Annotated in this window: 19 protein-coding genes and 1 tRNA gene; 2 read left to right on the top strand and 18 right to left on the bottom strand. The window is 29.3% G+C overall.

Annotation, left to right across the window (positions count from 1 at the left end):
* Positions 1-6 precede the first annotated feature (6 nt).
* The 4 genes from rpoZ to BO51_RS05055 are packed head-to-tail and all read right to left on the bottom strand — an operon-like array spanning position 7 to position 1,988.
* On the bottom strand, positions 7-213 hold the full coding sequence (gene rpoZ, locus BO51_RS05040) for a DNA-directed RNA polymerase subunit omega (RefSeq protein ID WP_496484588.1): 207 nt from the start codon (positions 211-213) through the stop codon (positions 7-9).
* Positions 206-829, bottom strand: a complete 624-nt coding sequence (gene gmk / locus BO51_RS05045) for a guanylate kinase (RefSeq protein WP_496484590.1) — start codon at positions 827-829, stop codon at positions 206-208. Before gmk ends, rpoZ begins: the two co-directional genes overlap by 8 nt.
* The gene (locus BO51_RS05050; RefSeq protein WP_496484663.1) at positions 822-1,097 is read right to left on the bottom strand and encodes a DUF370 domain-containing protein; all 276 of its coding nucleotides are present in this window, start codon (positions 1,095-1,097) and stop codon (positions 822-824) included. The genes gmk and BO51_RS05050 overlap by 8 nt, the downstream gene beginning before the upstream one ends.
* Before the next feature lie 12 nt (positions 1,098-1,109).
* Positions 1,110-1,988, bottom strand: coding sequence for a YicC/YloC family endoribonuclease (locus BO51_RS05055; protein WP_496484592.1), 879 nt, complete (start codon positions 1,986-1,988; stop codon positions 1,110-1,112).
* A gap of 142 nt (positions 1,989-2,130) precedes the next feature.
* On the opposite strand from BO51_RS05055, the gene BO51_RS05060 reads away from it, so the two are divergent.
* Positions 2,131-3,900 (top strand): Rqc2 family fibronectin-binding protein, encoded by a 1,770-nt coding sequence (locus BO51_RS05060; RefSeq protein ID WP_496484594.1) that lies wholly within the window; start codon positions 2,131-2,133, stop codon positions 3,898-3,900.
* 4 nt (positions 3,901-3,904) lie between these two features.
* On the opposite strand, the gene pyrR is transcribed toward BO51_RS05060, so the two are convergent.
* Genes pyrR through BO51_RS05110 form a run of 10 tightly spaced genes read right to left on the bottom strand, consistent with a single transcriptional unit; the run spans position 3,905 to position 9,956 of the window.
* A complete protein-coding gene (gene pyrR / locus BO51_RS05065) occupies positions 3,905-4,438 on the bottom strand; it encodes a bifunctional pyr operon transcriptional regulator/uracil phosphoribosyltransferase PyrR (RefSeq protein ID WP_496484596.1) in 534 nt (177 codons plus the stop codon).
* Positions 4,422-5,360 carry an RluA family pseudouridine synthase gene (locus BO51_RS05070; protein WP_496484598.1) on the bottom strand — a complete coding sequence of 313 codons (939 nt, stop codon included), beginning with the start codon at positions 5,358-5,360 and terminating at the stop codon, positions 4,422-4,424. Before BO51_RS05070 ends, pyrR begins: the two co-directional genes overlap by 17 nt.
* Positions 5,357-5,830, bottom strand: coding sequence for a signal peptidase II (lspA, locus tag BO51_RS05075; protein ID WP_496484600.1), 474 nt, complete (start codon positions 5,828-5,830; stop codon positions 5,357-5,359). Before lspA ends, BO51_RS05070 begins: the two co-directional genes overlap by 4 nt.
* 14 nt (positions 5,831-5,844) lie before the next feature.
* On the bottom strand, positions 5,845-6,417 hold the full coding sequence (locus BO51_RS05080; RefSeq protein ID WP_496484602.1) for a DivIVA domain-containing protein: 573 nt from the start codon (positions 6,415-6,417) through the stop codon (positions 5,845-5,847).
* Positions 6,418-6,433: 16 nt separating this feature from the next.
* Positions 6,434-7,219, bottom strand: coding sequence for a YlmH family RNA-binding protein (locus BO51_RS05085; protein WP_496484604.1), 786 nt, complete (start codon positions 7,217-7,219; stop codon positions 6,434-6,436).
* Positions 7,220-7,486 (bottom strand): YggT family protein, encoded by a 267-nt coding sequence (locus BO51_RS05090; protein ID WP_496484606.1) that lies wholly within the window; start codon positions 7,484-7,486, stop codon positions 7,220-7,222. It lies immediately after the preceding gene.
* Positions 7,487-7,501: 15 nt separating this feature from the next.
* Entirely contained in the window at positions 7,502-7,930 is a 429-nt protein-coding gene (locus BO51_RS05095) for a cell division protein SepF (RefSeq protein WP_496484608.1), read from the bottom strand.
* Positions 7,931-7,932: 2 nt separating this feature from the next.
* Positions 7,933-8,637 carry a YggS family pyridoxal phosphate-dependent enzyme gene (locus BO51_RS05100; protein WP_496484609.1) on the bottom strand — a complete coding sequence of 235 codons (705 nt, stop codon included), beginning with the start codon at positions 8,635-8,637 and terminating at the stop codon, positions 7,933-7,935.
* 3 nt (positions 8,638-8,640) lie between these two features.
* Entirely contained in the window at positions 8,641-9,573 is a 933-nt protein-coding gene (locus tag BO51_RS05105; protein WP_496484611.1) for a biotin/lipoyl attachment domain-containing protein, read from the bottom strand.
* A gap of 8 nt (positions 9,574-9,581) precedes the next feature.
* Complete coding sequence (locus tag BO51_RS05110) at positions 9,582-9,956, bottom strand: hypothetical protein (RefSeq protein ID WP_496484613.1); 375 nt, start codon at positions 9,954-9,956, stop codon at positions 9,582-9,584.
* Positions 9,957-10,055: 99 nt separating this feature from the next.
* On the opposite strand from BO51_RS05110, the gene BO51_RS05115 reads away from it, so the two are divergent.
* Positions 10,056-10,132 (top strand) — tRNA-Pro (locus tag BO51_RS05115).
* Positions 10,133-10,198: 66 nt separating this feature from the next.
* On the opposite strand, the gene BO51_RS05120 is transcribed toward BO51_RS05115, so the two are convergent.
* Genes BO51_RS05120 through BO51_RS05135 form a run of 4 tightly spaced genes read right to left on the bottom strand, consistent with a single transcriptional unit; the run spans position 10,199 to position 14,471 of the window.
* Positions 10,199-11,218 (bottom strand): NAD(P)H-dependent glycerol-3-phosphate dehydrogenase, encoded by a 1,020-nt coding sequence (locus BO51_RS05120; RefSeq protein WP_496484615.1) that lies wholly within the window; start codon positions 11,216-11,218, stop codon positions 10,199-10,201.
* A complete protein-coding gene (gene plsY, locus BO51_RS05125) occupies positions 11,211-11,810 on the bottom strand; it encodes a glycerol-3-phosphate 1-O-acyltransferase PlsY (RefSeq protein WP_496484617.1) in 600 nt (199 codons plus the stop codon). Before plsY ends, BO51_RS05120 begins: the two co-directional genes overlap by 8 nt.
* Positions 11,807-13,129: a ribosome biogenesis GTPase Der gene (gene der / locus BO51_RS05130; protein WP_496484618.1), complete on the bottom strand. Its 1,323-nt coding sequence runs from the start codon at positions 13,127-13,129 to the stop codon at positions 11,807-11,809. The genes plsY and der overlap by 4 nt, the downstream gene beginning before the upstream one ends.
* Positions 13,122-14,471, bottom strand: a complete 1,350-nt coding sequence (locus tag BO51_RS05135; RefSeq protein ID WP_496484619.1) for a DUF512 domain-containing protein — start codon at positions 14,469-14,471, stop codon at positions 13,122-13,124. The genes der and BO51_RS05135 overlap by 8 nt, the downstream gene beginning before the upstream one ends.
* Positions 14,472-14,507: the final 36 nt, after the last annotated feature.

The following is a 14,507-nucleotide window of genomic DNA, read 5'->3' on the forward strand; positions in this document are numbered from 1 at the left end:
ATTCACCTACTTACTTAAATATTGGGCGGGAATTTCATATTTGACTTTTCCTACCGCAATCTCTTCAAGTGCTATGCATACTGGTTTGTTTGATTCAGAATTCACTCTAGGTTTTGATCCATCGATTATTTGCCTTGCTCTTTTAGCGGCTACAGTAGCTAAAACATATTTATTGTCGCAACTGTTTAAAAAATCATCTAAATTTCTATTCATTTAATATGCCTCCTAAACCTAAGATTTTTTGTTTAATGTCTTTTTGCCTTTTAACCCTTAATTTTTCAGCATGAATTATTGCTTCTATATCTTCAACGGCCTTTTCTACTTTATCGTTGACAACAAAGAAATCATATTCACCAACAAAATCCAATTCCTTAAAAGCATTCTCAAAACGGGTGTTAATATCCGCTTCGCTCTCCGTACCCCTCTTTACGATTCTATTTTTGAGTTCATCCATCGTAGGTGGCAACAAGAATATGAATACTGCATCTTTACAATTATTCTTAATCTGCAATGCACCTTGTACATCTATCTCCAAAAGAACTATTTCACCATTATCTATTTGTTCATAAACAAATTCCTTTGGTGTCCCATAGTAGTGATTATGTACCAATGCATACTCTAAGAATTTATTATCATTCACCATGTCTTCAAACTCTTCTTCTGAAACAAAGTAGTAGTTCTTGCCATTCTCTTCACCAACACGCGGCTTTCTTGTTGTTACAGATACTGAAAATATTATGTCATTTCTTTTCTCCATCAACGCTTTACTGACTGTTCCCTTTCCGCTACCAGAAGGGCCAGACAACACTAACAGAAATCCTTTACTCATATTTCTCACCTTCTTTAGTTTGTTCGTGGTATTCTTTGTTTTGTAATCTATGTGATAATGTTTCTGGTTGCAAAGGAGATAATACTATATGTCCGCTATCCATAATTAAGACTGCTCTAGTTCTTCTCCCATAAGTAGCATCAATAAGTGAATTCGATTCTTTTGCTTCTTGTATCATTCTTTTTATTGGAGCTGATTCTGGACTTAAAACCACTATAATTCTACCTGTAGCTACCATGTTTCCAAAGCCTATATTAGTAAACAAAATATATCATCTCCTTTACTCAATATTTTGAACTTGCTCTCTTATTTTTTCTAATTCTGTTTTTAATTCTACAACTTTATTAGTAATATTTAAATTAGTAGATTTACTTCCTATTGTATTACATTCTCTATTAATTTCTTGAATTAAGAAATCTAATTTTCTTCCTACTGAATCCTCATTTTCTATTATATGTTTAAATTGAATCAAGTGACTTTTTAGTCTTATTAATTCTTCATCTATACTTGATTTATCTGCAAATACTGCTATTTCCATTGCCAATCTATCCATATCAATTGGGACATTTTCTAATATTGAGCTAATTCTTTGCTCTAGTTTTTCTTTATAATCTTCTACCACAGTATTGGAAATTGATTCTATCGAGCATATTATATCTTCGATATTTTTAATTTTTACTAAGAAATCATTCTTTAATTGATTGCCTTCTTTTGCTCTCATAGCATTATAATCATCTAGTGCTCCTTGAAGTGCTAAGCTTATCGCATTTAACAATATTGTCTCATCTATTTCTTGTTCTTGATGTTTAATTATGTCAGAGAATCCAATGAAATCAGAAATGTTAAGTTCTCCAGGGATTTCCAAGCTGTTTTTAATGTCATTAAAAGCAGATAAATACGATTTGGCAACATTTACTTCCGGCACAATTTTTACTAATGATGCATCTAGGAAGTCGAAAGAAAAATAAATATCCACCTTTCCTCTACTAATATTTTGCTTTGTTATCTTTTTTATAAAATCTTCATGCTTTTGCAAATACCTAGGTAATTTTATATTTATATCTAAGTATCTATGATTAACAGATTTTATTTCACATTGTACCTTCAAATTAGAATCTTCAAAAATACTTTTTCCATATCCTGTCATGCTTCGTATCAATATATCACCTCATTTTTATACTATTATATTTCTATTTTATAAATTATAATATACTTTATTAAGATATTTTAATATTTATATTAACTTTTACTTTTTTTTTCAATCTGTTATTATTGTATAAGAAAGAGATGGTGATTTATCAATGTCATATGATGGAATAGTAACAAAAGCGGTTGTGAATGAATTGAACACTTTATTGAAAGATGGAAGAATTGATAAAGTTTATCAACCAGAAAAAGATGAAGTAATTATCCAGATATACAACAATGGTACAAATTATAAATTACTAATTTCCGCTAGCAGTACTTATCCTAGAATGTATATAACAAATAATACTTATAAAAACCCTGTCAGTGCTCCTGCATATTGTATGCTATTGAGGAAGAATTTACAAGGCTTGAGAATATCTTCTATTGAACAACATTTATTAGATAGAGTAGTTATCATTACTGTAAGTGGAAAAGATGAATTAGGTTATCAAGAATATAAACAAATTGTTGTTGAAATAATGGGAAAGTATAGCAATATTATATTAGTAGATAAAAGTTCAAATAAAGTGATAGACGCTATCAAACGCGTTAATAAAGATATGTCAAGAGTAAGAGAAGTTCTACCAGGTTTGGAATACACTCTTCCACCTTTGAATGATAAAATTGATCCTAGAGATGTAGATTTGAATCTATTTAAGGAAATAATTGACAAAAATAATAAAAATCTCAGAGTAGATAAGTTTCTTTATCAGAATTTTTTAGGATTGAGTCCACTCATATCAAAAGAAATTTGTATGCGTTCTAATATCTTTATCGACAGAACATTGTTGAGCTTAGCGGATATAGAAATACTTGCAATTTACAATGCTTTTATTGATGTTATCAATAAAGTTAATAACAACGAATTTTTGCCTACCGCAAATATTGAAAAAGATGGAAAAGTGAATTATTTCTATGTTTTTCCATTAGCTCAATTTAATGCAGCAAATGATATATATTTCGAAAGTGTATCTAAGTTGCTCGATTTTATATATTATAAAATCGACAAAGATGACAGAATAAAACAGAAATCTTCATCTATTCGTAAAATAGTTGAAAATAGAATTGAAAAGCTGGAATACAAATTGTCAAAAATCCAAGAAGAGTTACTTGAGAGCACAGAAAGAGAGAAGTACAAGATATATGCAGACTTAATTCAATCAAATATCCACATTATTCCTAAAGGAGCTGCAATAGTTAAATTGAGTAATTTTTATGATGCAGAACAAAAAACAATCGAGATACCTCTAGATGTTAAATTGTCACCTGCCGCAAATGCTCAAAAATACTATAAAAAGTATGCAAAATTAAAAGCTGCTTCAAAAATCCTAAAAGAACAAATTGCAGAGGCTCAAAACGAGATATTTTATTTAGAAAGCATCATAGTTAGTTTAAATTTAGTTAATGAATTTGATGAACTGGAGGAAATTAAAGATGAGTTAACAAAGAACGGATATATAAAAAAGCCTTCAGGGAAAAAGAAAATAGAGAATGGCAAAAAAACTAAACCACTTCATTATTTGTCTAGTGATGGTTTTGATATTTATGTAGGAAAAAATAATAAACAAAATGAATATTTAACTACTAGATTTGCTAAAAAAGACGATTTGTGGTTCCATGCAAAAAATATTCCAGGGAGTCATGTAATTGTAAAAGCTCAGAATTCAGAAATCCCAGAATCTACTATTATTGAAGCAGCTTATTTAGCCGCATTATTTAGTAAAAACAATATGGAAAGAAAAGTTGACGTAGACTTCACTAAAAGAGTGTTTGTGAAAAAACCTAAAGATACTAAATATGGTTTTGTTAATTATGACAATTTCAAAACCATAACAATTGATTTAAATGAATTTGATGCAACAAAAATAAGAAAGATAGATTAAAAATCTATCTTTCTAGTATTATTACTTCATCAGAATCATCAATTTCTATTAATTTAACCGAAACAATTTCGTTGGATGCTGTAGGAACATTTTTGCCTATAAAATCAGGTCTTATTGGCAATTCCCTATGGCCTCTATCTACCAAAACAGCAAGTTGAACCTTTTTTGGTCTTCCTTGATCCATTAGCGCATCTAACGCAGCTCTTACAGTTCTGCCCGTATAAATAACATCATCAACCAGGACGATAATCTTATTGTTGATGTCATAATTTATTTTTTCCACTACATAAGGATCATTATTTATCTTATCTAAGTCATCTCTGTAAAATTGTATGTCTAATATACAAACAGGTGGTTTTTCACCTTCTATTTCTTCAATTTTCTCACTTATTCTATTTGCTAATGGCACTCCTCTTGTCTTAATTCCGACCAAGATCATGTTTTCAGTGCCTTTATTTCTTTCAATGATCTCATTAGATATTCTAGTAATTGCTCTTTTTATGGCTAACTCATCCATTATTTTAGCTTTTATTATCATTACATTCCCTCTTGACTATTTTTTTTATTATATTTTTAAATTCATCTGGTAAAGGAGCATAAAATGTCATTATTTCTTTACTTCTTGGATGATTAAACTCAATTTTAAATGCATGCAACATTTGTTTGTTAATGCCAAACTCATTTGAAATTTTTGAATAAATAGGATCTCCTACAATCGGGTGATTAACATGACTCAGATGAACTCTAATTTGATGAGTTCGTCCGGTTTCAAGCTTAAGTTTTAACAAACTGTAATTATTAAAATTTTTTAAGACTGTATAATGTGTAGTTGCATTTTTACTGTTAACTTCAGTTACTGCCATTTTTTTACGGTTTCGAGGATCTCTTCCAATCGGCGCATTAATTATTCCTTCACTATGTGAAAATCTACCATGGCATAATGCCATATACTCTCTATTAATTTTATGCTCTTTAATATCGTTTGATAATATTTTATGAGAATAATCATTTTTTGCTACAATCAATAAGCCTGATGTATCCTTATCTATTCTATGAATAATTCCTGGCCTAATAATTCCATTTATAGTAGATAGAGTATCAATATGATACAACAATGCATTTACTAATGTTCCACTATAATTTCCAGGAGCTGGATGAACCACTAAACCTTGAGGTTTATTTATTATCACTATATCATTATCTTCATATATAATGTCTAACGGTATATTTTCCTTTTCTAATTTTAATTCTTTTTTCTCAGGAAGTAATAATACTATTATATCTCCTTCATTTACAATATAACTTTGCTTTTTATGTTCTCCATTTACAGTAACAACTTTTTCTTTAATTAATTTTTGTGCATAAGTTCTAGAAAGTTCATTCATCTCCAAAGATAAATAGTAATCTAATCTATATCCATCATCTTCGCTAACTATAAATTCTATTTTCTCATAATTCATATATTTTCTCCATTTGAGAAAAATTTTTGAGGGAATATTGTTATTATCATAAGTAAAATTGTCCCAATGACAATAAATATATCAGCAATATTAAAAACTGGAAAATTTATTGATTTTATTAAATCGATCTTTATAAAATCAACTACATAACCAAGTCTAATTCTATCAATAAAGTTGCCTATTGCCCCGCCAATTAAAAAAGAGAGTGCAGTCTTTTTTAGCAAATTTGTTTCTGAATTGTATTTAACCAAATATAACATAAAAACACAAATCACAACAATTGTTATAACTATGAATATCCATTTCTTTTCTTGTAATATTCCAAAGGCAGCTCCGTAATTCTTTACATATTTAAATTCTAATAATCCATTAAAGAACTTATAGTTTCCATTTAGAACTATATTTTTAACAGCTAAATACTTAGTAATTTGATCAAATAAAACTATCGTAATTATAATTATAAATGTCAATATTTTTCCCCCTATTATTGGCTATCGCTTTCACTGATTAAAGTATTTGTAACGATATCATCAAAGTTTTGATCATAAATAGTTGAAGATACGTCACTTTCATTGATATCGCCATTTCCGTAAATAGCATCGTTTTTAGCTATACTTTTATAAAAGTCATTAAGAGATAATTTTTGAGATTCTAGGAAAGATTCCAATCTTGTTTTAAATATGTATATCTCTTTTTGTAAATATTCATATTCTTCTTTTATGCTTTTAACATCTTCATGCGCTTGTTGTATGATTGCGTTTTTTTCTATTTCTGCTTCTTCTATAATTATGTCAGCTTTTTTTCTTGCATTCAAAGTTATTTCTTCAGCAGTTTTTTGTGCAATTAAAAGAGTTGACTTTAATGTTTCCTCCATAGAATTGAATTGTCTTATTTGTTCAGATAACATATTTATTTTATCTTTATATTCTATATTTTCTTTGTATACTTTTTCATAATCTTCTATAGTTTCTGATAAAAACGCATTAACTGATTTTTTATTGTATCCGAAGAATGATTTTTTAAAAGACTTGTTCTGTAAATCTAGAGGTGTTAACATGTTATCACTCCAATACTTATATTTTTTGGACAACTATATGTAATTTTCCACTCTTAGTTTTCCCACTTATATTTACTAAGATGAATCTGCCGTACCCTTTAATTGATATTAAATCATTTTCTTTAATAATATGGTGTGGTTTTAATACAACTTCCCAATTTATTTTTACTAATCCGTGTTTAAACAAATTTTGACTTTCTTCCCTACTGATATTGCATACGGAACCAATAATAGCATCTGCTCTCATTGAGCTAACTACTTTGTTTAAAATATCATAATGTCTTTCTGGTATATCCAAATTATCATTTTCGACTAACTCAAATTTCTTAATCGTCTCATTTTTAATTTTTATTAGATTTGATATTATATAGTCTGTTATTTCACTTAGAACAATAATCGCAACTTTTTCTGGATATATTATTATGTCTCCAATTTTCTCTCTCTTAATTCCCAAAGCCATAATACTCCCTAAAACGTCTCTATGGGTAATATCGTCAAATCTTCCGTAAAACATAAGAGTTTTAATAAATTCGTTTTTGTGATTATTAATTTCCTCAACGGGTGACATTATCAATATTTTTCTCTCACTATGGTCATATCCTCCATAAAACTCTACGAAAATATCTGCAAAAAATTTTTTTATATAGGAATACACAATTTTTTGTTCGAAAGGATCTAAGAAATTAGAATGGGTAACAGTGAATCTTCTTAAAGCTATTTCTGCTTTATCGATTATATTTTTTATTTTTAATTTTAGATCTTTATCATCATTTATTGAAACTAGGATTTCTTTGTCTTTCATCTATAATAATACTCCTACTAGCAATTGATATAATAACCTCATAATAAGAATTGCTACCCACGGTGAAAAATCAAGCATTCCACGATTTAACCCTAAAACATTCAATAGATATCTTGCTGGAATTATTATCGGTTCTGTAAGTTCATAAATTATTCTTAATAATTTATTTTGTTCATTAATTCTGAAAATATTGAGAAATACTCTTATGAGTATTAAAGTTTCAATTATAGATAACAATTTACCAAGTGATTGTAAAAATAAATACATAAATGCCTCCTGATTTTACCATGGGAATATCCCTCTATTTTTAAGTTCATCTTTTATTCCATCAATTTCTACGTTTATGGGCGCTAGAATAAATATATCCTTTGTCACTTTTTGAATTTTACCTTCTATTGCATAAAGTCCCCCGTTTATAAAATCAAAAATTTGCCTTTTCAAATTTAAGTCTAATTGTTCAAAATTTACAACAACTGCTTTCCTCATTTTTAAATCATCTATTATACTAGGTGCTTCTTCATAACTAAGAGGTTCATGAACAGCTATTTTTAAATTTGTATTCTGATTTATACTAACCAATTTTGTATTATTCCTTTTAGCTTTATTAACAGGTGTAATGTCATATTTCTCTTCTTCCAATTCTTTTATTTCTTCTTCCTCGTATTCATCAATTCCAATAAAATACTTAAACTTATCCATAAAATTAGACATTTTTAACCCTCCATTTTTTCTCTTTCACCAAAAATACCAGTACCTATTCTTACCATATTCGAGCCTTCTTCGATTGCTATTGAATAATCATTGGTCATTCCCATTGAAAGAATATCCATATTTACTCTTTCATAATGTTTTGACTTAATCTTTTCACTTAAATTATACATTTTCCTAAAATCCGATCTAATTATCGCTTTGTCATCTGTATTTGAACCTATAGTCATAAGCCCCTGAATCTGTAAATGCTTGTGGTTCTGTAAAGATTCAATAAACTCGAAAACTTCATTTTCAAATATCCCAGATTTAGTAGACTCTTTTGATATGTTAATTTGTATAAGTAGATTTATTGTAATATCAGCAATACTTGCTCTTTTTTCCAACTCATTTGCTAAATCAATTCGGTCTAGTGACTGAATCAGATCAACTTTATCATAAATATACTTCACTTTATTTGTCTGCAGATGACCGATAAAATGGTAGTTTGGCTTTGGGTTAATGCAATCCCTTTTTTTGAGCAATTCTTGTACTTTACTCTCGCCAATATCGTTTATTCCATACTTTAGGCACTCGTGAATTCTATCGACTGGTACATATTTTGTGACTGCAACTATTCTGACGTCGTTTTTCCTTCCAGTTGCTAAACACAATTTATCAATATTTTCTCGTATTTTAAAAATATTATCTCTAATGCTAATAACTATCACCTCTTATTTAATAATACTACCATACTCGACACTATCGGGATCTAGTATGATGTCAGAGTGTTCATCTATTGTTTTTTTATACTCGTCTTTAATTAATATGTTGCCATTTTCATCTCCTATACTTGCATATACATAGGCATCATTGCTATCGATAATTTCTATCGGTCTAAATCCAATAACCCCATAATATTCTTTTATGAAAACGCCAACTACACCATCCTTTTGAGTAAGTGCTGAATTTGGTATTTTATATGCTTGTTCTTGGATTTCTATAATGCTTATTTCTAATTTTCTACCATCTATAAATTCTTGAATGAAGTTACTAGATTCTAAAATTAAAATGTTATGATTTTTAGTCTTTGATTTAGCAACTAATCTTGTATCTATGTATCTATCAACAGAATTGTCTGTTTTTATTTTGACAGTATCATCATTTATATAATTCTCATAAAAATTATCATCTACATCTACTATTAAATACCATATATAAGAATCTATAATTTTTATGCCAATTCTATTCTCACTCGATTGTTCGCCAAAAAGATAATTCAAGTCTGTGTCATCCATGCTTTTTATAGCATTAATATCGATATTTTCGTATCCATCAATATCAAAAGAAACAAAACCAGAGCAATTTGAATAAATTTCATATTTCTGACCATCAGACTTTGTTACTGTTGCTATCAATGAGCCCTTTGGAACCAATTTTGCTTCAGGCGCTAATTTATCTATTTTTAATATAGCTTCACTATCTAATTGTAAAACTTCATCTCTAATTATAACACTGTTAAAGCTTTGTTTTTTTTCATACATTAATTTTTTTGGTTTAATTGTATTTATTTCTGAAAAAGAAAGTATCGGCATAATTATAATTATAATAAAAGTTAAAATTAATATTGATAGAAATATAATTAATTTTTTTCTCTTTTTTTCCATTACTTCACCTAGTTAAAAAATTTGCCATATTTCCCCAATATTTTAAATTCCCGAATGGTATCTATTCTTAAATTTATTACTTCATTTGTATAAGTGATGATTTTTATGGAGTGTTCTTTTGCAATAGCTCCAATAACTACACCTTTGTATTTTTCATTTGTCTTAGTCTGTATAGTTACTTCGTCACCAGCTTTAAGTTTAGTTCCATCTAAAATGAATTCGTATAAGTCAGCATCCTCTATTTCATCATTCGATATATGCTTATTATCTATCAATATAATATTCTTTTTAATGTAATACTTTTCTTTTAAAACAACTAGCACATAACCAAATAAACTTGCTACTTCTGCCATAATAATCAAGCTAATAAAAAAATCGAACATCCTTTATCCCCCTTGTAAATTATAAAATTAGTATACCATATATTTTTGAAAGTTTAAACTCTTTACAAAATCAATTTTATTAGTTATAATACAGCTTATCGGGGTGTGGCGCAGCCTGGTAGCGCACAAGTCTGGGGGACTTGGGGCCGGAGGTTCAAATCCTCTCACTCCGACCAAATTAAATGTAGAATAAAAAATACAAGATATGAGAATACCAAAGTCTTCTCATATCTTATATTTTATTAGTCTTTATAAAACTCTAAAATTTCTAATTCATATTTCTTTTCTCTTCCCATCAATTTTGCAGAGGAGCTTTTAACATCTGCTCCAAGATATAGAATACTATATATTTCATTTGTTATTGGCATTTCAATATTTAAATTCTGCGATATGTGATATGCAGCTTTTGTTGTCTTCACTCCTTCTACAACCATACCCACTTTGTTTGTAGCGTCAGTTAGCGAATATCCTTGACCTATTAGAATTCCAGCCCTTCTGTTTCTACTATGCATGCTTGTGCAAGTAACTATTAAATCGCCTACTCCTGCTAGGCCTGAAAAAGTATCAGGATTTGCACCCATAGCAACTCCTAATTTTGCCATTTCATAAAGTCCCCTTGTCATTAGTGCAGCTTTAGTATTATCGCCAAATCCAACTCCATCTGAAATTCCTGCACCTAATGCTACTATGTTCTTTAATGCGCCTCCTAATTCAACACCTACTAGATCTGTATTAGTGTAAATTCTAAAAGAAGAAGTTGTAAAGATATTTTGAATGTATTCTGATACTTGTGGATCAATTGATGCGCAAACTACTGCGGTAGGAATATTTCGTATCACTTCTTCTGCATGAGAAGGCCCTGAAATGACACAATACTTATTTTTGGGTAATATTTGGTTGCATACTTGCGAAATCCTTAGGTCTGTTGTTTCTTCAATCCCTTTTGCTAAATTAACAAATATTTGATTTTCACGTATCATTGGTTCTAAAGTCTTAAGCAGCTCTCGAACGCTATTTGTAGGCACAGCCAAAGTAATAATATCACGGTTATTTATAGCTTCTTCTAAATCATTAGTTATTTTTAATGTGTCAGGTATTTTAACTCCTGGTAAATATTTATTATTGGTCTTTTCATTTACCATTTCCTCATATTGAGAATGGGATCTGACCCACAAAATTACATCCTTACCTTCTTTAGACAGCATACTAGCTAACGCGCATCCCCAGCTTCCTCCGCCTAATATAGAAATACTATCATTCACTAGATTTACCTCCAAGTTTATTCTCTTTCTTATTAATTAATCTCACAATATTACTTCTATGTCTATAGATACCCATTAAGCTTAAGAATAATATAGCCAATTTAGTATAAGTATCTATTTGAACTAAATTTGTTGCTGATAAAACTACCATTGAAATTAAAAAAGTAATAGATAGTAAAGAAACATATTTTGTGGCAACTCCAACTATTAGGCCTATTATTATACTTATTAGAGTTAACTTAAATTGAAGTATCGCCATTGTCGTTATTGTTGCAACAATCCCTTTTCCTCCTTTAAATCCAAAAAATATTGGCCAATTATGTCCTATTACAGTAAAAACTGCAGCTACTAATCCACCATAATATCCATAAATATGTAGCCCAATCATGACACTTACTATACTTTTTAGAGCGTCTAAAACAAATGTTGCAATACCAGCAGGTTTCCCTAACACTCTCATAGCGTTTGTTGCGCCAGCATTTCCACTTCCGTGTTCTCTGATGTCGATACCTTTATATAATTTTCCAATTACATAGGCTGAAGAAAAACTACCGAAGAAATAAGCAATAATAGCTATCAATATTACTTTCATTTTTCCGCATCCTTTTCTCTGAATTCTAGTATTATAGGAGTTCCAGTAAAGTCACAATTTAGTCTAATTTGATTTTCCAAATATCTTGCATACGAAAAATGTATTAATTCTTTGTTATTCACAAAAATTACAAATCTAGGCGGTTTTATTGATACTTGTGTAGCATAATAAATTTTGCCTCTTTTGCCTTTATCACTTGGTGGTTGATTCATCAAAACAGCTTCATTTACAATATCGTTTAATTTACCAGTGCTGATTCTTTTAGTGTAATTTAGATAAACTAAATTAATTGTATCAAGTAATTTATCGACTCTTTTCCCTGTTTTTGCAGAAATGAACAATATTGGCGCATATTGAATAAAGCCAAGAGTTTCTCTAATTGCCTTTTCAAACTCCTTATAGCTTTTATCATCTTTTTGTACTATGTCCCATTTGTTAATTGCAATTATCATAGCTTTTCCATTATCATGTGCATAACCAGCTATTTTTGAGTCTTGCTCAGTGACTCCTACTGTACCATCAATAACTAAGACACACACATCTGATCTATCAATTGTTGTCAGTGTCCTGATTACTGAATATCTTTCTACTTTTTCATCGATGTACTTTTTCTTTCTTAATCCTGCTGTATCAACTAATATGAATTTATTATCATTATATTCAAAATAAGAGTCAATCGAATCACGAGTTGTTCCTGGGATATCAGTAACTATATTTCTTTCTTCACCCAGTATATAATTTACCAAAGATGATTTTCCAGAATTTGGGCGTCCAATAAAAGCAACTCTTATTGCATCTTTATATGTTATAGGTTCACTATTTTTAGGAAAATTTTTAACTATTTCGTCAAGCAAATCTCCTATTCCTAATGATGCTTCTGCAGATACATAATTTATATTTTCAAAGCCTAATTCGAAAAAGTCGTAGAAATGAATTAGTTCTTTCTTAGTATCAATTTTATTTACAACCAATAAGATTGGTTTGCCAGATTTTCTAAGCAGATTTCCAATTTCTATATCGGTTTGTGTAATGCCTTCTAATCCGTCTACTACAAATAGTATGACATCCGCAGTATCTATAGCAACTTGAACCTGTTTTTTTATATTGCTCATAAAAATGTCATCACTTCGAGGGTCCAAACCGCCAGTATCAATGATGGTATAGTAATTGTTAAGCCATTCTCCTTCAGCATATATTCTATCACGTGTTATTCCTGGGGTGTCTTCTGTTATGGAAATTCTACGTCCAGCTAATTTATTGAACAATGTAGACTTACCAACATTTGGTCTGCCTACAATACATACTACAGGTCTACTCATGCGAACACTCCTTTCTAAAAAAATCTATTAATTTGCTTCCATCTATTTCTATTGGTATTACATCAAACCCAAGAATGTTTTTTACATCAATAATTCTATAATCATCTAAGAATATATCATCATTCTTTCTTAGCATATTTTCTGGAATTAATAAACAGTCAATATTACTATATTCTTGCTTTGACATGTTATTAATTAGATCTTTTCCTGTGATAAGTCCAGAGACTGTTATATTTTCCCCAAAAAAATCATTAGTAATTTTAACAACGTCGATTTTTAGTTTATCAATCTTTTTTACTATCATCTCAGAAATTGATTTCATGTATGGATATGCTGAAACACCAGTAGCTATTGCAACATGTTTTTGTTTCATATAATTTATATTATCTAATTTATCTATGTTTTCAATCACTTCAGTCAAGAAGGATCTAAGCATGCCAACGCCATTTTCATATTGTGGGAAGTCTTCATATGATTCATAGCTTGGCAAATCAGTGCCAGATAAACAGTAGAATTCATCTGAAGCAAAAACTAATCTTGTTCCAAATATATCTTTGAATGTGTTTTGATACTTATTTATTATATTTAAAACATCTCTCGCACTTCCTTGATCAAATGGGACTATTTTCTCTAAATTATCTCTGTACTTAGTTAAGCCTACTGGTACACAAGCTATTGAGTTAACACTTGGATAAAGTTTTCCTAAATCTTTTAATGTCCTTTCTAACTCTGTTCCATCATTAATTCCTGGGACTAATACGATTTGACAGTTTAACTCAATATTAGCATCTGCTAATTTTTTAAGGATGTTCATTATTTCACTCGCGCGCTTATTTCTCAGCATCTTTACTCTTAAATCAGGATTGGTTGTGTGAACCGATATATTTATAGGGCTTAAACGATATTTAATAATCCTATCAATTTCGTCCTCATTCATATTAGTTAAAGTAATATAATTACCTTGTAAGAAAGATAATCTTGAATCATCGTCTTTAAAATATAGAGTTTCTCTAAGATTTTTAGGAAGTTGATCTATAAAACAGAAAATACATTTATTTTGGCACGACTTAGCCTTGTCAATCAATGAGTTGCTAAAAACTATTCCTAAGTCTTCGCTAAAATCTTTTTCTACTTCAAATTCCCAAATATCTCCGTTTTGCTTCAAAATTTCTAAAGTGATATTCTCATCTGCAGTTAAATACTTATAATCAATTATGTCTTTTATGCTTTGATTATTTATTTTACGTAATATATCGCCAGGTTCTATTCCTAACTCAAATGCTATACTATTGTCATTTACTTCAATTATTACATTATTAAGTTTATTGTTAATTATTTCCATATACACCACTCAAAATTTATTTAAAATATGTAAGCC

The organism is Soehngenia saccharolytica DSM 12858, from assembly GCF_059568515.1.